A 17249-nucleotide genomic window follows, 5' to 3' on the forward strand; every position below is an offset into this window, starting at 1 on the left:
CGGGCGGGCCCTCACACCGTTGCGGCGCGCCGTTCGCCGGTCACGTCGGCAAGTGCGGCCGTCAGCCTCTCGGTGGTCTCGGGCCGGACCCGGTAGTAGACCCAGGTGCCCCGGCGCTCCGAGTCGACCAGACCGGCCTGCCGCAGCAGCTTGAGGTGGTGGGAGATCGTCGGCTGCGACAGCTCGAACGCGGGCGTGAGCTCGCAGACGCAGACCTCGCCGTCACCCTGCGAGGCGATCATCGACAGCAGCCGCAGGCGCACCGGGTCGCCGAGCGCCTTGAACACCGTCGCGAGCTCGGCGGCCTGTTCCTCCGCGAGCGGCGCCTCCGGCAGCGGCTCGCAGCAGCCACCTTCTTGCTTCGACATATTTCAATATTGATGGCACTCCGGCCTTCGCGCAACACGCCCCTGGGTCTCAAGCCCGTCACCGCGAACACCCCAGCGCGGGACGCGGACTCGTGCTGCGGAGTCACCGCCTGCCGCACAACGGAGTGCACCCTCGAGTGACGCGCAGACGATCTCGGAGCGTGGGCATCCGGCATCCGCAGCCAGGGACTCGAACCCCAAACCCGTCGCGTCGCCGCGCTGGACATCAGCAAGGCGGAGCTCGGGCACAGCGACGCGCTCGCCCTGCGGGTGCCGCACCCAGGCAGTCGCACTCGGCGGACACCTCGGATCAAAGACGCTGGTCAACCGCGATTCCACACGGTGAGTAACACGCGCAAGGTGATTGCGACCACACATGTAGTAGGTATCACCCAAGTGGAGGTCTACTCATGACGCTTCGTAATCGAGTGAGGCTCGCGCTCCTGGTGACTGTCGTACCACTGACCCTCGTCACCGGAGGCATCGACGCCTCCGGTGCGCCGGTCAGACCGAATCTCCAGGCGGATCAGCTCACGGTCGCCGACCGGGTCAGCGCCGACAAGTCGCCGACGAGCCGGCTGGCGAAGACCGACCAGTCCCTGCTCGGGCGTACCGACTCCACGCTGGTGCCGGTGTTGATCAAGCTGGACTACGACTCCATGGCGACCTACGCCGGCGGCGTCAAGGGCCTGGCCCCGACCAGTCCGTCGGTCACCGGCAAGAAACTCGACGCACGGACCGCGGACCAGCAGCGTTACCACGGGTATGCGGCCGGTCAGGAGAAGGCCTTCACGGCGGAGCTGAAGAAGAAGGCTCCGAGCGCGATCACCGGCCTGTCCCTGCGCGTCGTCTACGGCGGCATTTCGGCCAGAGTGCCGGCCAACTCGGTCAAGGACATCCTGGCCATCCCGAACGTGGTCGCGGTGCAGGAAGACAGCATCAACAAGATCCTCACCGACTCCAGCTCCGAGTTCATCGGCGCGCCCACCGTCTACAACCAGCTCGGCACCACCGCCAACGCCGGCGAGGGCATCATCTACGGCAACCTGGACACCGGTGTCTGGCCGGAGCACCCGTCGTTCGCCGACCTGGGCAACCTGCGGGCGCCACCCGGCCCGGCCAGGGAGTGCAACTTCGGCGACAACCCGCTGACCCCGGCCAGCGACCCGTTCGCGTGCCAGGACAAGCTCATCGGTGGCGCGCACTTCGCCGACACCTACGACGCCCTGCAGGGTGATGACCCGTTCGCGGGAACCGCGCGCGACAGCAACGGCCACGGCACCCACACGGCGTCCACGTCGGCCGGCAACATCGTCGAGGACGTCACCATCCGCGGCCGCGACTTCGCCACGATCCACGGCATCGCCCCCGGTGCCTGGGTGATGGAGTACAAGGTCTGCGGCCCGGCCGGCTGCTTCGGCTCGGACACCACCGCCGCCGTCGGCCAGGCCATCCTGGACGGCGTGCAGGTGATCAACTACTCGATCTCCGGCGGCGAGGACCCGTTCACCGACCCGACCGAGCTGGCCTTCCTCGACGCGTACGCGGCCGGTGTGTTCGTGTCCGCGTCGGCAGGCAACGCCGGTCCCGGCGCGGGCACCGCCGGGCACCTGTCCCCGTGGGTGACCACGGTGGCGGCATCCACCCAGAGCCGGGAGTTCTTCAGCACGCTGACCGTGACCGGGAGCAACGGGGACACCTTCACCGCGGACGGCGCGTCGATCACGCCTGGTGCGGGTCCACTGCCGATCGTGCTGGCCAGCGACGCCCCGTACAGCGACGCGCTGTGCACGACGCCGGCTCCGGCCGGCCTGTTCACCGGCAAGATCGTCGCTTGCCAGCGCGGGCCCGGCCGGGTGCTGAAGGGATTCAACGTCAGCCAGGGCGGCGCGGCCGGCATGGTGTTGTACAACCCGACGCTGGCCGAAGCCCTCACCGACACGCACTGGCTGCCGGCGGTCCACCTCCCCGACGGAGGCCCGTTCCTGGCGTTCATGACCGGGCACAGCGGCGAGACCGCGACCTTCACCGCGGGAAGCCCGCGGACCGGCACCAACGGTGACGTGATGGCAGCGTTCTCATCACGTGGACCCGGCGGCCACTTCCTCAAGCCGGACGTGACCGCGCCAGGCGTGCAGATCCTCGCCGGGGACACCCCGGTGGTGGAGTCCACGTCGTCCGGGCCGGGTGGCGAGTACTTCCAGGCCATCGCCGGCACGTCGATGTCCTCACCGCACAACGCGGGCGCGGCCGTCCTGCTGCGGGCGCTGAACCCGTCCTGGACTCCGGGACAGGTCAAGTCAGGGCTGATGACCACCGCCGTCCAGGATCTGCGCAAGGAGGACCTGACCACCCCGGCAGGCCCGTTCGACTACGGCTCGGGCCGGATCGACCTGACCGACGCCGGGACGCCAGGGCTCACCTTCGACGAGACCGCGGCGAACATGGCGCTGCTCGGCAACGACCCGAACAACGCCGTGCACCTGAACATCCCGTCGGTCAACGCGAACGTGATGCCTGGCCGGTTGACCACGATCCGCACCGCGAAGAACGTGACCGGGGCGCGGCAGCGGTACACCGCGCAGACCACGGCCCCGGCCGGGGCGACGATCAGCGTGCAGCCGAAGACCTTCACGCTCGAACCCGGCCAGTCGGCGCAGCTCGCCATCACCATCGAGTCGCACGCGGCGCCGGCGCAGCACTTCGGCGAGGTCCGGCTGGTGCCGAACCGCGCCGGCCTGCCGACGCTGCACCTGCCGGTGGCGTTCGTGACCGGGCAGACGCAGGTCACCCTCGCCAGCGAGTGCGCGCCGACGGCGATCCCGGTGAACGGGACCAGCACCTGCCAGGTGACGGCAACCAACACCTCGTTCGACGACACCACGGTCAGCCTCACCACCAAGCTGAGCAACCAGCTCAAGGTGGAGTCGGCCAGTGGTGCCACCGTGGTGAACAAGCGCACGGTGAGCAAGCCGGACGTACCGCTCGCCGGTGCCGCCGCCGGCGTGCCGTCGGTGGATCCCGGCGCGCTGTTCGGCTACATCCCACTGGACGCGTTCGGGATCACACCGACGCCGATCGGCGATGAGGAGATCATCAACTTCAACGTCCCGTCGTTCGTGTACAACGGCGTGACCTACAGCCGGATCGGAGTGGATTCCAACGGCTACCTGGTCGCAGGTGGCGGTACGGCCGAGGACAACAACTGCTGCTCGCTGCCGCCCGGCCCCAGCCCAGCCCGGCCGAACAACGTGCTCGCGCCGTTCTGGACCGACCTGGACGGCACCGGCGCGCAAGGTGTGTACGCGACCGTGCTCACCGACGGCACCAACTCGTGGCTCGTGTTCGAGTACCGGGTGAACGTCTTCGGCACCGCGTCCGGCCGGGTGTTCCAGGTCTGGATCGGCATCGACGGGACGCAGGACATCACCTACGCCTACGACCCGGCGAACCTGCCGTCCAACCCGGGCCAGCCCTTCCTGGTCGGGGCGGAGAACCAGTTCGGCAACGGCGACATGGCGGCCACGCTTCCGGTCGCGGACCAGCGGGTGACCAGCACCGCCCCGACGCCGGGCGCGTCGGTGACCTACACCGTCACGGTGAAGGGCACCGAGCGGGGGACCGGGACGGTGACCACCGAGATGACCGGCCCTGACCTGCCGGGGACGGCCATCGTCCGCAACGAGATCAGGATCGGCTAGGAGTCGGTGAAGGTGGCCTTCTCCAAGTGGGACTTGGTGAAGGCCACCCTTCAGCACCCCGGGACCGGACAGTCGAAGCGGCCGCGCACGATCCTGCGCCTGGGTAAGGACGGTGATCCCGACCAGCCAATGCGCCTGGTCGAAGGACGCGGCGGGGCGTCGACAGCTGATACCGCGCAAGGTCGTCTCGTCCCGCGTGATGCCGGGCGCAGATTGATCCACAACGTGGAAAAGGAGAATGAGCACGCAGAATGCGAAGAAGCGGGTAGAGACGAATCTCTACTCGCTTCTTCGAAGTACGCCGCCAGGGACTCGAACCCCGGACCCGCTGATCAAGAGTCCTCGGGTGAGCCTTGATGGCGGTGTCGGATGATGTCGATGAGTACCCGGTCAGGTAAGCATGACCGAGTCGAGCAGGTTCTTGGCGATGTCGCGCAGTTTGACGTGGCGGCCGCGGTGCGCGGCTGCTGCAGCGTCACAACGTTCGACGGCGGTAAAACCGTGTTCGCGGCGGTGGGCTGCGACGGCCTCGGCCGGATCAGCTTCGCCCGGCCGGACTCAACTCGCGGCAGTTCATCTCCGCCCACACGACCTTGTTCGTCGCGGTCACGTTGAAGCCCCACCCGCGAGACAGCTGATCCACGAGAAGCAAGCCACGGCCACGTTCCCCGCCAGGCGCCGAAGCCCGCAGTCGAGGGAGATGCGTCCGGTCGCTGTCTTCGACGTCGATGTGCAGCAACGAGTTCGGCAGCTGGCACAACCGGAGCTTGACGGGTGGCCGACCGTGGTCGTAGGCGTTGCTGACCAGTTCTGTGACGAGCAGCTCAGCGTCTTCCACGCAATCGGTGTCCAGATGGGACAGTGACCGCCGCACGGATCGCCGCAGATCGCCGAGCGGTGGTGTCGCATCGCTGCTCAGGTCGACGTTCAAGACGAACCCGCGATGCCCGTTGGAAGAGGCTGTCACAAGTCCCTCCAGGGGTTTCGGTGCGTGCACGGGCCTTCATGTCGTGTACCCGGCTGCGGCCGGTCAACATGCATCACGAGCTGTCGCTGGTGATGGCGCGCAGTACTGTCAGGTGATGAGCGATGAACAGGGTGGCCCCGCCCTCCAGCCGACGCTGTCCGAGTGGCTCAAAGCCCGTGAGGAGACAGCACGCCATCTGGCCGCGGGGGCCACGCCACCCGTTGACGCGCAGTGGGTCCAGTTGCTTGCCGACCTGCTCGCCACCGAGCGTTCGTGGCAGGACCAGTACACCGAACTGATCGCACTCGGCAGCGCGGGTGGGCAGTTTCCCTCGTCCAACCGCTGAGGCGCGCCGACACCCACCATCGCGAAGAGGTGTACTGTCGAGGTAGGGGTCGATGCGTTTCGCATCCCCACTCATCCACGCGCCGTGCAGCCACTCCGGTTCCGCACACTCGCGACGACCACGCACGAGACGCGAAGAAAGCTGCAACGATGAGAAATTCTTCTTTGCCCTGTCCCCGAACGGAAAGCACCCAGTGACCCCGCACCCGGCGAACCAGCTGTTCAGCCATCCCGAGACGCACGACCCAGTTGCGACATCCAGTTCGATCGAGCCTGAACAGCCGTCCTGGACGAACCTGTTCCAGGAACCTGTGCCGGCCCAGCGAGCTTCCTCAGAGCGCTGAGAGCACGTTCGCGACCTTTCTCACGTGGGCTCCCTGCGTTCCGCGCCCAGCGCGTCCACATCGATCCTTCCGGCGACCACCGCTTCGGCGACGGCGCTGAGGTGCTGGTGCCGGCTTCGCGAGTAGCGGCGCAGCGCCTCGAACGCCTGGCTCATGCCGACGCCCAGCCGTTCCGCGAGAACGCCTTTCGCCTGTTCGATGAGCACTCTGCTCTGCAACGCGTGCTGCAGCTGGCCGGCCAGCAGGTCTCGCCGCGTGATGATCTGAGCCTGCAGCAGGCCGATGGTGGCCACGTCCGCCATGGCCTGGGCGACCCTGATGGTCGACTCACCCAGCGAACCCGCCTTGACGGTGAACAGGTTCAGCGCGCCGACGGTCTGCGCTCGCAGCCGCAAAGGCAAGGCGTGCACCGCACCAAACCCCGCGTCGAGGGCCGCCGACGAGAACTCGGGCCATCGCTGTGGCTGCTCGGCAAGTCCGGCCACCGTCACCGGTGTGCTGGTGAGGTAGCACTCCATGCACGGTCCCCGCCGGTCCTGGAGTTCGAACAGCTCGACCAGCCGCGCCGCATCGCTGGACGCGCCCACGACCTGGAGTTCGCGGCGATCGTCCGCGAGCAGGATGCCCGCGGCGTCCACCGCCAGCGTGTCGACGCAGCGGTTGGCCAACAGGTGCATGAACTCGACCGGGTCGAAGTCGGCGACCAGCGTGTCGGCCAGCTCGACGAACGTCTCTGCCAGGTTCTCCATCGCCATGCGGCCACCTCTGGTAGTTCGCCGGACGGGGTCACGCGTTTCCCGGCGCGCTGCCCGGACTCAGCCGCAAACGCCGGGCAACGACTTCGTGGGCGACCTCGACCACCGGCTGGTCGTGGGCGAACGCGTGCCCCCGCAGCCGCGCGAGGGCTTCCTCCATGCTCACACCCAACTGGACCGACAGCATCCCGGTCGCCTGGTGTACCTCGGCACGGCTGTCGGAGTGCAGCCGGGTCAGCTCGTCCAGCGCCAGCGAGAGGACGACCTCGGTCAGGACGTGGACGTCCAGAATCTGTGTCGTGGTGAGCGGGCCGGACCGGTACCGGTGCAGAGCGAGCGCTCCGATCCGGACGGCGCCACTGCACAACGGGAACACGAAGATCGCGGACGCTCCGGCCGCGCAGGCGGCCGGCACGAACAGTGGCCATCGCAGCCGGTTCTCCCGGGAGTCCAGCTCCGCCACCAGGACCGGCGCTCCGGAGCTCAACGCGTCCTCACCGGGGCCTTCGCCCAGGACGAACCTCAGGTTCTCGAGGCGTCCGCCGGTCGCGTTCGTGGCGTATCGCGACTCGCCCCGCCCTGTGCCGTTCACGAGTGTCAGCTGAGCCCCGCTCACGCCCGCCAGGTGAACGCACACCTCGCAGGCGGCTTCGACCAGCCGCTCACCGCTCACTCCGTTGCTTGTGCCGCGGTGTCCCTCAGCTTGCGGGCCAGCCGCTCCGGCCTCGGCCAGCGCACGCCGGTGACCCAGCCGAGTCGTTCGAAGATCCGGATCAGGCGCGCGGAGACGTCGATCTGGCCCCGGCGGACTCCGTGGCGGGCGCAGGTGGGGTCGGCGTGGTGGGAGTTGTGCCACGACTCGCCCATCGACAGGAGCGCCAGGGGCCAGAAGTTGGCCGACTTGTCGCGCGCCTCGAACGGCCGATCGCCGATCATGTGGCAGATCGAGTTGACCGACCAGGTCACGTGGTGCAGGGCCGCGACCCGGACGAGGCCGGCCCAGAAGAACGCCGTGAGCGCACCCCACCAGCTCCACGTGATGAGCCCGCCGAGCACCGCGGGAGCGATGAGCGTCACCGCGGTCAACGCCGGGAACCAGCGGTTGACCCGCTGGATGTCCGGATCGTCGAGCAGGTCGGGGGCGAAGCGTGCGGCGTTGGTCAGTTCCCGCCGGAACATCCAGCCCACGTGGGCGTGCCAGAAACCCTTGGCCAGTGCGACGGCGGACGTGCCGTACAGCCACGGCGAGTGTGGATCGCCCTCGCGGTCGGCGTAGGCGTGGTGGCGTCGGTGGTCGGCGACCCAGCCGATGATCTGGCCCTGCATCGCCATGCTGCCGGTCATCGCGAGCGCGATCCGCAAGGCGCGGCCGGCTTTGAAAGCGCCGTGGGTGAAGTAGCGGTGGAAGCCGACCGTCACGCCAAGACACGTGAAGGTGTAGAAGAAGACGGCGATCCCGACGTCGGCCCAGCCGAGGCCCCAGCCCCACGCGAGCGGCACGGCGGCGACGAGGGCCGCTGCCGGGACGACCGCGAAGAGCTTCACCAGGAACATCTCGAACGGGGTCTTCTCACCCGAGAACATCGGTTGTGGCCCAACCTGAACTCGGGGAACTGATGTGCTCACGCCACGAACCTCCAGAACGGCAGCTGCATCTCCGCCGCGGGGTCTGGGGCGATCGGTGTAGGTCACTCGGAAGTGATGGCTACCCCAGTCGTGGTGGTGACGAAACCTCACGTCACCTCATCCACAGTGGACGGTACTGGGCGAGGTCGGCGGCCGGTTGCGCGAGAACCGGCCGCCGGTTCGTCAGCCGGTCAGAGAACGCGCACGGAGACCGCCCGCGGTCCCTTGTCGCCCTCGCCGATCTCGAACTCCACCGGCTGGTTGTCCGGAATGCCTTGGAAGGCGTAGCCGTTCACCTCGGAGTGGTGCAGGAACAGGTCCGGTCCGCCGTTCTCGGGCGCGATGAAGCCGAAACCCTTGCTGCCGCTGAACCACTTGACGGTGCCTCGGTTCATGCACGTGCTCCTTCCACAGGCCGGAACACGTCGAACGCCTCCGGGAAAGTCGGGGTGGTGTGCTGGTCGTGTCGCGGGACCGCGCTGCGGGAACCCGGTGGCAGTGTTGCCAGGCCGAGCATCGACAGCAGCTCACGGCAGTCGCCCGCGTCGCGAGCGTGTTCCGCGACTCGTCTGGCGGCCTGGCGTTGTTGGACGATTTCCGCTCGTTCCGCGGACAGTCGTGCTTCGGCGAAGTCGACGGCTGCGCGGGATCTGGAAGGGGGAGGCTGGCGGTCCGGCAACAAGCCGGTGCTCCTGTCTCCGGCCGGAGAACCACCGGACCGGACGGGATCGGGGACCGCGTCGGCCGGATGCCGTCGGCTGGACCCCAACACGTCCCACAGTAGCCGAATGTTGCATGCCGTGGGTCAGTCGCGACCCGGTGGGCCGAGCGTCGCGGGTGCGGCCGGGTCGAGGTCCGCCACGCGAAGGCGGAACACCTGCAGGTCGAGGCCGAAGTACTTCACCGTCTCACCGACCCACTGCATTCCGTTGTTCCGCACGGTGGACGAGGCGCGGGAGTTGCCAGGTCGGATGACGGCGAACACCTCGTACACGTCCTGGCTGAACGCCCACGCGGCGAGGGCGTGAGTCACCTCGGTGGCGTAGCCGTTGCCCCAGGTGTCAGGACGTAGTTGCCAGCCGACCTCCAGATCCTCCCGGCCGGGCGGCAGCGGGAGCAGGAGGGCGCCGCCGATCACCTGACCGTCGGCGGTGCGTTCGACCGCCCAGCGGCCGGCCGGGGCCGGAAGACGGTCACTTTCCGCGCTCCACTGCTGCAGCAGCAGCCTCATGGCCGCCTCGTCCGGGACCTGGTCCATTCCAGGGCTGAGCCAGCGGGTCACCTCGGCGTGGCCGTAGACGTCCAGCGCGGCGGGTGCGTCGTCGACGAGCCACGGGCGCAACGTCAACCGGCGGGTGCTCAACACGTTGGCCGCGGGGAAGACGGTTCGTGACTCGGGCATGCGGATACTCCGATGATCGGTCCCGGAACGGGAGGACGCGCGTGTCAGCGCGTACGCCTGGCAGGGGGAACGAGCACAGGCGTCGTGACGGCCGGGTCCGTCGACAACGGCCGCCAGCCCCCGGCGAAATGCGGATTCCGCGTCAGTCTGTGACCGCGTGATGCGGCCAAAGCCGCCGTGGTGCAGAGCTGCTCCGAGTTCATCTCGGCGCTCCCGCCTCCAGCCGAACCGGCCGGGCTTCCTGATGCGCCCAAGGCGGCACCAGCTTGAGCGCTGCTGCACGACGTGCCCTCGGTGATCTCCACCGTACTCCGCTGCGGGCGGAATCGCTCAGCGCCATGAGGGGGCCAGATCCTCTTCCGCCTGAACGACCATCGACTCGAGCACCGGGCCGCCGAACGTGGTGACCATCGCGACGTCGGCGGCGTCACGGCCTCTGCCGATGACGACGCGGCCCTTGCGGGGCCCGTTGTTGCGCGGGTCGAAGGTCCACCAGCGGTCGCCCAGCCAGACCTCCATCCACGCCGCGAAGTCCATCGGAGCACCGTCGGGAGGCACGTCCAGGTCCGGCAGATAGCCGAAGACGTACCGGGCGGGAATGTTGAGGGCGCGGCAGAACGAGATCGCCAGATGCGTGAAGTCACGGCAGACACCGAAACCCGCGGCGTTGACGTCGGCCGCAGTGGACAACGCGGTGGAGGTGCCGTAGCCGAAGCTCAGCGACTCGTGGACGTGCCGGCAGATCTCGCGCACCCGGCCGTAACCGGGCGGATGAGCGCCGAACCTCGACCACGCCTCGTCGCCCAGCACGTCGGACACGCAGTACCTGCTGGGCAGCGTGTACAGCAGCACGTCGTCCGGAAGGCTGTCGGGCAGCGTCTCCGGCACGGTGTCGTACACGTCCTCCGTCCTGTCCGGCACGTCCACCCACGCGCTGTAGTGCACTGTGGACAGACCGGGAGGCAGCACCACTCGGGTGTTGCGGTTGCCGTACAGGTCGAGATAGTGCCGCATCGGGACGTCCGGCTTCACGTCCAGGTGCTCGTGGCTCAGTCGCACGTCCACGCTCCACAGTGGACGCACGAGGAACACCGCCGGCGTGGGCACTTCGGCGCGGTAGGTGAACGCACAACCGACGCGGAGCAGTCGGGTGCCCCACGTCGGTTGCGTCGCGCCAGTGCCGTAATGGCGCGAGTTCAACGCACCCGCTCGGGGATGTGGTCCAGCGCGCGCAAGACGTGCACCGCGAGATCCCGTGCGGCCTTGCCGTCGAGTTCGGTTCGGCCGGTCAGCACGTCCTCCACCGTCTTGAGCCTGCGCTCATATGCGGATGTGTGGGTCGATGTCGTCATCCAAGTCCTTGCGTTGTTTGTTCGGGTATGCAGGCGCTGCCGGCACCGTGCACGTCCACAATGGACCCATCGGCCTCGCTGTCCTGCAGCAGGACTTCGACGGTGTCGGTGTTTTCGCGCCGGGCGGCGCGCATCATGGCGTGGTGGGCGGTGGAAGGGCTGGTGTCAGGCGGAACGAGGAGCAGTGTGAGGCGGCGCCGGTCTCCCGCGACGACGTCCACGGTGTGCGGCGGCCTCGACCAGAACCCGCTGAGCCGGACCCGCACGCCGTCGGCGGCGATCTCCGATGGCGCGGTCTCCCACTCGGTCAGGTTGTAGCTCACCCGCGGGATCTCGCCCAGCCGAACTGCCAGCACCGCGAGCAGCGCGGGCAGTTCGGCGGCGAGGTCCCGGGAACGCGGCCACCAGGCACCGTCGACATACCCCGTGGTGAGCGCCTTCGGCCGCAACCGCAATCGCAGCGGATACCGAGGCTGCTCGTTGGCCGTGACAGCCGGAGGGGCCGTGGAATGGTGAGGAGCCGACGTCATGCCGGGACTCCCGTCTCCGGCCCTGAAAAAGGACCGGTTCAGGTTTCGCCGAGTGCGACGTGAGCTTGACCGCTCAGGTGCGAGATGCTCTCGGCACAACGGACACTACACGCTTTCAGGCCTGATCGACCGAAACGGCGTCGACCACTTCAGGGCGCGTGACGTTCCATGCACTCGGCGAGGTCCGACCATCCCATCAGCGGCGGGCCTGCCACCGGGGCCTCCCCGGCACCGACGCGTCCCATGGACTCGGCCACCAGACGTGCCACGGCCTCCGGTGCCTGCACGATGTCCCCGGTGGCGCGGGCGAGCACGATCCGAGGCTCGGCGGGATCGGTCTCGATCGACACCGCCCAGCCCTGCGTCGCGCTCCAGACGAGCATGACGTCACGATCCGGGTGAGCCACCGCGCGGCAGCCGAGCGCGATGTAGGCCGTCGCGGTGTCGGTGACCTCGAAGCTGATGCCGTCGCCCGGCACGCCGAGAGCCTCGGCGACCTTCTCCACATAACGCTCAAGGGCGCCTGCCAGCACGTACGTGCCCTCGGAGCTGGCGTTCCGGCCACGCGCGACCCGATCATCACCGATGGGCGCGGTCACTGCCATGCGGACTCCGTCTTCCTCAGATCGCTGCGGAGCCACGGCGGGCGGGCGCACGGACCGCGGAGGTGACGAAGCGAGCGGACGGGCCGATCAACGGCCCTGTGCCTTCACTGTAGCTGCTGCAGACTGACGGAGCGTTCGCCAGATCGCACGCACCCACGAGCGCGCACCGCCGCGGTGCGCGCTCCTGGGGAGAGCAGTGAGCCGTTCAGTCCTTCTTGAAGGCGTCTTTGACCTTCTCGGCCGACTCACTCAGGTGACCCTTCGCCTGGTCTACCTTGCCCTCGGTTTCCAAGCCCTTGTCGTCGGTCGCGTCACCGACGCCTTCCTTGACCTTGCCCTTGAGCTCGTCGGCCTTGGCGTCGAGCTTGTCGTCGGTGCCCATGTGTCCTTCCCCGACACCCGAATCTCAGGTGCGACGTCTGCCTCCGGATGCCCACTGAGACAGACCTCAACCGTCCGCGCCTCATCGGCCTGGGGAGTTGCAGGTGTCGACGACACCATTTCGTGTGAGCTGCACGGAACGTTTGCGGTTCACACGTTCGAGTTCACCTGCGGGCGGCGCACAGAAGCGTCCACCGTGGTGCGCCGACGTTGAGGAACGAGATTGCCGCGCAGCGGGTGAGCACTTGGCTCGTTCGGAATTGGTGAGTCCTGCCTGGGGTTCGTGCGCCTGCTGGTGGCTGGGGGGAGTGACCGCTGAAGGGAGGTCGTGCCGCACCTGACGCCGGTGTGAGCACTTGACCATTGGCTGCTGGCGTTCCCCATGTCCTTTCTGGTCGACTGGAGTTAGGTAGCGGTGTTGTTCGTCGGTGATGACTGGGCTGAAGATCATCACGACATTGAGATCATGGACATGAGTGGACGGGCGCTGGTCAAGGTCAGGCTGCCAGAAGGAGTCGAAGGGATTGCTCGGCTCCACGGGCTGATCGCCGAGCGGATCGGATCGGATGTTGATCCCGACCAGGTGCTGGTCGGGATCGAGACCGATCGTGGTCCGTGGGTGGCGGCGCTGGTGGCGAGTGGCTGTCGGGTGTTCGTGGTCAATCCGCGGCAGACGTTCCGGTTTCGCGAGCGGTTCTCGCCGTCTGGCGCGAAGAGCGACGCCGCGGACGCCCACGTGTTGGCAGACATGGTGCGCACCGACTCCCATCAACTGCGCCCAATCGCCGGAGACAGCGACCTGGCGGAGGCGGTCAAGCTGCTGGCTCGTGCTCACCAGAGCCTGATCTGGGACAGGCGGCGTCTGGTCGCTCGGTTGCGAGCACAGCTGCGGGACTTCTTCCCCGCCGCGCTGGCCGCGTTCGGTGAGGAACTCGCCGCCGCCGAGGCGTTGGACATCCTGAGGCAGGCGCCAGATCCAGACAAGGCGGTGACGTTGCCGCTTGCGAAGATCACCGCAGCCTTGCACCGCGCAGGCAGGCGCAAGATCGACGAGCGTGCGCGGAAGATTCAGGACGGGTTGCGTTCAGAACAGCTGCGCCTGCCCGCGACCGTGCAGCAGGCCTACGCCGCGATCGTGAACTCGCTCGTCGCGATGATCGCCACGACCGTCGAGCAGATCGACCACCTCGAGCAGGAACTGGCTGAGCAGTTCCACGAACACCCGGACTCGGCGATCTACCTCTCCCAACCCGGCATCGGCGTGGTTCTGGGGAGCCGAGTGCTCGGCGAGTTCGGTGACGACCCCGGCCGCTTGCCGGGCCCAAGGCTCGCAAGAACTACGCCGGCACCAGCCCGGTCACGATCGCCTCCGGCTGCAGAAGCGCTGTCAACGCCCGCTACGTGCGCAACGCCAGACTCATAAACGCGCTGATGCGCCAGGCGATGGCCGCGCTCGCGGCTCACCCGGCGCGCGGGCCTACTACGACCGCCAACGCGCACGAGGGCTCCCGCACAACGCCGCGCTGCGGCACGTCGGTAACCGCTTTGTCGGGATCCTCCACGGTTGCCTTGCTACCCACACGACGTACGACGAGACCACCGCCTGGAGCCACCACACCGCGGTTTCAGCGGCCTGATCCCTTAATCCCAGGGATGTCCTCGGGCTCACAAACCATGATCCACAACGATGAAGCGGAGAATGAAGATGTGTACGCAGAATGCAAAGAAGCAGGTAGAGACGAATCTCTACCTGCTTCTTCGAAGTACGCCGCCAGGGACTCGAACCCCGGACCCGCTGATTAAGAGTCAGCTGCTCTAACCAACTGAGCTAGCGGCGCTTGTTCACGGTGCCGTTTCCGACATGAAGAACGTTAGCACAGGGCATCCAACGGGTTTTCACGCGGGGGGTCGCTCGCCCTTCTCGAACCCGGTGTGGATCAGCCACTGCGCTGCCGCGTACGTCGGCATCACGCCGGCCGTCGCCACTCGTGCCGCACGTCCTTTGAGGACGAACCGACTCGCGCCGAGCAGGGCGTCCGATGCCGCGAACAGGGCCGCACCACCGAAAACTCGTCGTGCGCCCGCGCCTCGGACGGTCGACGCGGCGGCCACCATCGTGCCCAGGGTGAGGGCGTAGAGGCCCACTGGCTTGCCCATCGGGCCTGCTGCGCGGGCGAACGCGTAGGCACCGGCGGCGGAGGCTGCGACGATGGGCACCACCGCCTTGCGGGCGCCCGGTGTGGAGCGGCGGGCCAGGGCCGCGGTGTAGCCGACGTGGGCGACCAGGAAGCTGAAGAGTCCTGTTCGGAACGCTCGGTCGGAGTCGCCCAGCAGCGCCACGTCGCCCGCCCACGAGCCGGCCAGGCCCACGGCCATTCCCGGGTCGCGGGGAGGGCTGGCGACTGCCAAAGCGGGCATCAGCGCCGTTTTCGTGACCCTGCGCGCGGGCTTCGCGGAACGCACGGCTGCCGCGATCGAGTCCACGATCGCGGCAGCCGCGTAGAGCTTGTTCTTCATGAGCACCCCTCGTCTTCGAGGTGCTCACCTTAGGCTCAGCTCAGCGTCAGCGCTGTGTCGTCGATCACGAACGACGTCTGCAGCGACGCGTCCTCGACGCCCGTGAACTTGAAGGTCACGGTCTGGCCCGCGAACGACGACACGTCGAACGTCTTGAGCACGTAGCCCGCGGCCGCGTTCGTGTTCGACAGCGTGCCGAGCGTGGTGCTGCCCGCCGTGACCGTCAGCTTGTCGTAGACGGTGCTGCCGGTTTCGGCGGTGTCGATGTGCACGTAGAACGTCAGCGTCGCCTTGCAGCCGGCGGGGATCGTCACCGACTGGGACAGTGAGTCGGTGTGCGACGAGCCGTAGCCGTTGAGCCACGCCGAGTTGGTGCCGGTGCGGGCCGGCTGGGAGCTGTGCTGGCCGATGACGCTCGCGGTCGCCGTCCACGAGGCGGTGCCCGACTCGAAGCCCGGGTTGGCGATCTTCTGGCCGGAGCAGTTGCCGCCGCCCGTGCCGACGGTCCAGCTGAACGACGCGGAGCCGCTCTTGCCCGTGCTGTCCTTCGCCGTCACCGAGACGGTGGAGGACGCGGCGGTGGTGGGCGTGCCGGAGATGGTGCCGGTGCCCGAGTTGATGGACAGGCCCGCGGGCAGGCCGGTGGCGGACCACGTGTATGGCGCGGTGCCGCCGCTGGCCGACAGCGGCAGGTTCACCGCGGTGCCGACCGTGCTCGACTGGTTGCCTGGGTTGCCGACGGTGACGGTGCCGGTCGCGCTGCACGTCGGGTCGGCGGACTGGGCGGGCACGCTGACGGCGTCCCAGGCGGCCTTGACGGTGTCGAACTCCGCGCAGCTGCCGGGGTAGAGGTTCTTCGCGGCGGTCAGGGTCCACGTGCGGTACTTCAGGTACGAGCTGCCGGAGGTCTTGAGCAGCATGGCGTTGTAGAAGATCTTGATGGCCTTCTCGACGCCGAGACCCGTGATCGTCGTGTTGTTGCACGTGGTGCTGGCCGGCTGGCCGTTGGTCGGGTTCGTGCCCTGCGAGAGCAGGTAGAACCAGTGGTTGCCGGGGCCGGCGGCCGCGTGCACCTCGGTGTTCGGGATGGAGCTCGAGTAGCAGTTCGCGTGGCCGAGCGCCGACGGGTTGTACATGTTGCGGATCGGGCCCTTGCCGACCAGGTTGATCGTCTCGCCGACCAGGAAGTCCGGCTGGTCGTACGGCGACGGCTCGTTGGCGAACCACTCGGTCGTGGCGCCGAAGACGTCCGCGACGAACTCCTGCGTGCCCGCGCCGGAGATGCCGCCGGGCGTGTGGTCGTCGATGCCGTGGCCGAGCTCGTGGGCGACGACGTCGATCGAGCCGATCCACTGGTTGGTGCTGTTGTGTCCGATCTGGACCTGGCTGCCGTCGTAGTAGGCGTTCTGGTCGTTCAGGCCGACGCGCATCGGCCAGCCGCCGCCGTTGCCGTCGAAACCGTTGCGGCCCAGCCACTGCGTGAGCATCTTCGACTCGGTCTGCGCCGCGAACAGCACGTCGACGCACCCGGTCTCGCGGTTGGTCGCGGTGCCGTTGCCCCACGTGTCGGTCGACTTGGTGAACGTCGTGTTGGTCGCCGCGTCCTGGCAGCTGACGTTGGTCAGCGTCGGGTCCTTCATGGAGAACGACGAACCGGACTGCGTGGTGGCGATGGAGACGGGGTTCGGGCCGTTCCACGCGCTCGTGCCGGTGCCGTGCAGGACGTGTTCCTGCGTGTGCAGGACCTTGCCGGTGGTGGCGTCGACGACCACGTCGAGCTTGCTCGGGCCCTCGGCGTCCCGGCCGGTGACCGGGACCTTCCACGCGAGCACGGGAGCGGTGTCGAGCGCGTAGACGACCTGTTCTGCGGCGCCGACGCTGTCCACAGTGGACATCGCGGACCTGGCGGTGGTCTCGGCCTGGGCCTTGGTGACCGACCCGGTGGTGCTCGCCAGATCGATCGTCGAGCTCTGGCCGACGGAGGTCTGCAGCACCTGGCCGGTCGAGTTGGTGACGACGACGAAGTCACCGCCCACCACCGGAATCCCCTTGTAGGTCCGCTCGTACGGGATGTACTTGAGCCCGTTCGTGGACGAGATGACGCCGCGGCGGACGAACGTGTCGTTCGCGCCGGCGTGCAGCTGGGACGGCCGGCTGTCGACGAGGCTCGCGGCCGCGTCCACGGCCATCGCCTCGGCGGTCTGCGCCGGCGGCTGGGCGGCGGCGGTCTGCGCGCCGGTCTGGGTGAGAACCGCGGCGACCAGTGTTCCTGCCGCGGCCAGCACGAAAGTGCGTCTGGCTTGCATTTGTTCTCCTCGGTGCAGGGCGAAGACACCGGCCCTCGTTCGCAGGGGGA

The 17249-nt window shown here is 68.2% G+C and carries 16 protein-coding genes, 1 tRNA gene and 1 pseudogene; 3 read left to right on the top strand and 15 right to left on the bottom strand.

Annotated features, from left to right (window positions below; translation table 11 throughout):
• Positions 1-11 precede the first annotated feature (11 nt).
• Positions 12-368 carry an ArsR/SmtB family transcription factor gene (locus AOM45_RS17015; protein WP_030468317.1) on the bottom strand — a complete coding sequence of 119 codons (357 nt, stop codon included), beginning with the start codon at positions 366-368 and terminating at the stop codon, positions 12-14.
• A gap of 446 nt (positions 369-814) precedes the next feature.
• On the opposite strand from AOM45_RS17015, the gene AOM45_RS17020 reads away from it, so the two are divergent.
• Positions 815-4069, top strand: coding sequence for a S8 family serine peptidase (locus tag AOM45_RS17020; protein WP_035910539.1), 3255 nt, complete (start codon positions 815-817; stop codon positions 4067-4069).
• Between the two features lie 538 nt (positions 4070-4607).
• Here the strand turns inward: AOM45_RS17020 and AOM45_RS17025 are convergent.
• Complete coding sequence (locus AOM45_RS17025) at positions 4608-5066, bottom strand: ATP-binding protein (protein ID WP_081902191.1); 459 nt, start codon at positions 5064-5066, stop codon at positions 4608-4610.
• Between the two features lie 85 nt (positions 5067-5151).
• On the opposite strand from AOM45_RS17025, the gene AOM45_RS17030 reads away from it, so the two are divergent.
• Complete coding sequence (locus AOM45_RS17030; RefSeq protein WP_156093875.1) at positions 5152-5382, top strand: hypothetical protein; 231 nt, start codon at positions 5152-5154, stop codon at positions 5380-5382.
• Positions 5383-5745: 363 nt separating this feature from the next.
• Here the strand turns inward: AOM45_RS17030 and AOM45_RS17035 are convergent, their stop codons facing one another.
• The 10 genes from AOM45_RS17035 to AOM45_RS17075 form a co-directional block, all read right to left on the bottom strand.
• Positions 5746-6480, bottom strand: a complete 735-nt coding sequence (locus AOM45_RS17035) for a GAF and ANTAR domain-containing protein (protein ID WP_030468313.1) — start codon at positions 6478-6480, stop codon at positions 5746-5748.
• A gap of 31 nt (positions 6481-6511) precedes the next feature.
• Complete coding sequence (locus AOM45_RS17040; protein WP_051783596.1) at positions 6512-7153, bottom strand: GAF and ANTAR domain-containing protein; 642 nt, start codon at positions 7151-7153, stop codon at positions 6512-6514.
• Positions 7150-8064 (bottom strand): acyl-CoA desaturase, encoded by a 915-nt coding sequence (locus AOM45_RS17045; protein WP_035910462.1) that lies wholly within the window; start codon positions 8062-8064, stop codon positions 7150-7152. The genes AOM45_RS17040 and AOM45_RS17045 overlap by 4 nt, the downstream gene beginning before the upstream one ends.
• A gap of 233 nt (positions 8065-8297) precedes the next feature.
• Positions 8298-8501: a cold-shock protein gene (locus AOM45_RS17050; protein WP_030468310.1), complete on the bottom strand. Its 204-nt coding sequence runs from the start codon at positions 8499-8501 to the stop codon at positions 8298-8300.
• A gap of 410 nt (positions 8502-8911) precedes the next feature.
• Positions 8912-9508 carry a GNAT family N-acetyltransferase gene (locus AOM45_RS17055; protein ID WP_030468309.1) on the bottom strand — a complete coding sequence of 199 codons (597 nt, stop codon included), beginning with the start codon at positions 9506-9508 and terminating at the stop codon, positions 8912-8914.
• 330 nt (positions 9509-9838) lie between these two features.
• Positions 9839-10573, bottom strand: coding sequence for a transglutaminase-like domain-containing protein (locus AOM45_RS17060; RefSeq protein WP_201780001.1), 735 nt, complete (start codon positions 10571-10573; stop codon positions 9839-9841).
• A 131-nt stretch (positions 10574-10704) separates the two neighbouring features.
• Positions 10705-10860 carry a DUF6307 family protein gene (locus AOM45_RS51790; protein ID WP_169774258.1) on the bottom strand — a complete coding sequence of 52 codons (156 nt, stop codon included), beginning with the start codon at positions 10858-10860 and terminating at the stop codon, positions 10705-10707.
• Positions 10857-11390 carry a DUF5994 family protein gene (locus AOM45_RS17065; protein ID WP_174517912.1) on the bottom strand — a complete coding sequence of 178 codons (534 nt, stop codon included), beginning with the start codon at positions 11388-11390 and terminating at the stop codon, positions 10857-10859. Before AOM45_RS17065 ends, AOM45_RS51790 begins: the two co-directional genes overlap by 4 nt.
• Before the next feature lie 149 nt (positions 11391-11539).
• On the bottom strand, positions 11540-11995 hold the full coding sequence (locus AOM45_RS17070) for a DUF6292 family protein (RefSeq protein WP_051783594.1): 456 nt from the start codon (positions 11993-11995) through the stop codon (positions 11540-11542).
• Positions 11996-12200: 205 nt separating this feature from the next.
• Entirely contained in the window at positions 12201-12377 is a 177-nt protein-coding gene (locus tag AOM45_RS17075; protein WP_059362550.1) for a CsbD family protein, read from the bottom strand.
• 414 nt (positions 12378-12791) lie between these two features.
• Between AOM45_RS17075 and AOM45_RS17080 the strand changes: the two are divergent.
• Positions 12792-14013 (top strand): annotated as a pseudogene (locus AOM45_RS17080) (IS110 family RNA-guided transposase).
• Positions 14014-14140: 127 nt separating this feature from the next.
• Here AOM45_RS17080 and AOM45_RS17085 read toward each other — a convergent pair.
• The 3 genes from AOM45_RS17085 to AOM45_RS17095 form a co-directional block, all read right to left on the bottom strand.
• A tRNA-Lys gene (locus tag AOM45_RS17085) sits at positions 14141-14214 on the bottom strand.
• A gap of 58 nt (positions 14215-14272) precedes the next feature.
• Positions 14273-14893 carry a lysoplasmalogenase gene (locus AOM45_RS17090; RefSeq protein ID WP_035910461.1) on the bottom strand — a complete coding sequence of 207 codons (621 nt, stop codon included), beginning with the start codon at positions 14891-14893 and terminating at the stop codon, positions 14273-14275.
• A 35-nt stretch (positions 14894-14928) separates the two neighbouring features.
• Positions 14929-17199 carry a M4 family metallopeptidase gene (locus tag AOM45_RS17095; protein ID WP_030468304.1) on the bottom strand — a complete coding sequence of 757 codons (2271 nt, stop codon included), beginning with the start codon at positions 17197-17199 and terminating at the stop codon, positions 14929-14931.
• Between the last annotated feature and the right edge of the window lie 50 nt (positions 17200-17249).

Source organism: Lentzea aerocolonigenes (genome assembly GCF_000974445.1).
Classification (GTDB): domain Bacteria; phylum Actinomycetota; class Actinomycetes; order Mycobacteriales; family Pseudonocardiaceae; genus Lentzea; species Lentzea aerocolonigenes.

What these genes read in the sequence shown, in the direction of transcription:
- AOM45_RS17075 (WP_059362550.1), bottom strand. Translation starts at nt 12,377, where the DNA reads ATGGGCACCGACGACAAGCTCGACGCCAAGGCCGACGAGCTCAAGGGC.
- AOM45_RS17095 (WP_030468304.1), bottom strand. Translation starts at nt 17,199, where the DNA reads ATGCAAGCCAGACGCACTTTCGTGCTGGCCGCGGCAGGAACACTGGTC.
- AOM45_RS17030 (WP_156093875.1), top strand. Translation starts at nt 5,152, where the DNA reads ATGAGCGATGAACAGGGTGGCCCCGCCCTCCAGCCGACGCTGTCCGAG.
- AOM45_RS17070 (WP_051783594.1), bottom strand. Translation starts at nt 11,995, where the DNA reads ATGGCAGTGACCGCGCCCATCGGTGATGATCGGGTCGCGCGTGGCCGG.
- AOM45_RS17015 (WP_030468317.1), bottom strand. Translation starts at nt 368, where the DNA reads ATGTCGAAGCAAGAAGGTGGCTGCTGCGAGCCGCTGCCGGAGGCGCCG.
- AOM45_RS17035 (WP_030468313.1), bottom strand. Translation starts at nt 6,480, where the DNA reads ATGGCGATGGAGAACCTGGCAGAGACGTTCGTCGAGCTGGCCGACACG.
- AOM45_RS17055 (WP_030468309.1), bottom strand. Translation starts at nt 9,508, where the DNA reads ATGCCCGAGTCACGAACCGTCTTCCCCGCGGCCAACGTGTTGAGCACC.
- AOM45_RS51790 (WP_169774258.1), bottom strand. Translation starts at nt 10,860, where the DNA reads ATGACGACATCGACCCACACATCCGCATATGAGCGCAGGCTCAAGACG.
- AOM45_RS17090 (WP_035910461.1), bottom strand. Translation starts at nt 14,893, where the DNA reads ATGAAGAACAAGCTCTACGCGGCTGCCGCGATCGTGGACTCGATCGCG.
- AOM45_RS17065 (WP_174517912.1), bottom strand. Translation starts at nt 11,390, where the DNA reads ATGACGTCGGCTCCTCACCATTCCACGGCCCCTCCGGCTGTCACGGCC.
- AOM45_RS17050 (WP_030468310.1), bottom strand. Translation starts at nt 8,501, where the DNA reads ATGAACCGAGGCACCGTCAAGTGGTTCAGCGGCAGCAAGGGTTTCGGC.
- AOM45_RS17045 (WP_035910462.1), bottom strand. Translation starts at nt 8,064, where the DNA reads ATGTTCTCGGGTGAGAAGACCCCGTTCGAGATGTTCCTGGTGAAGCTC.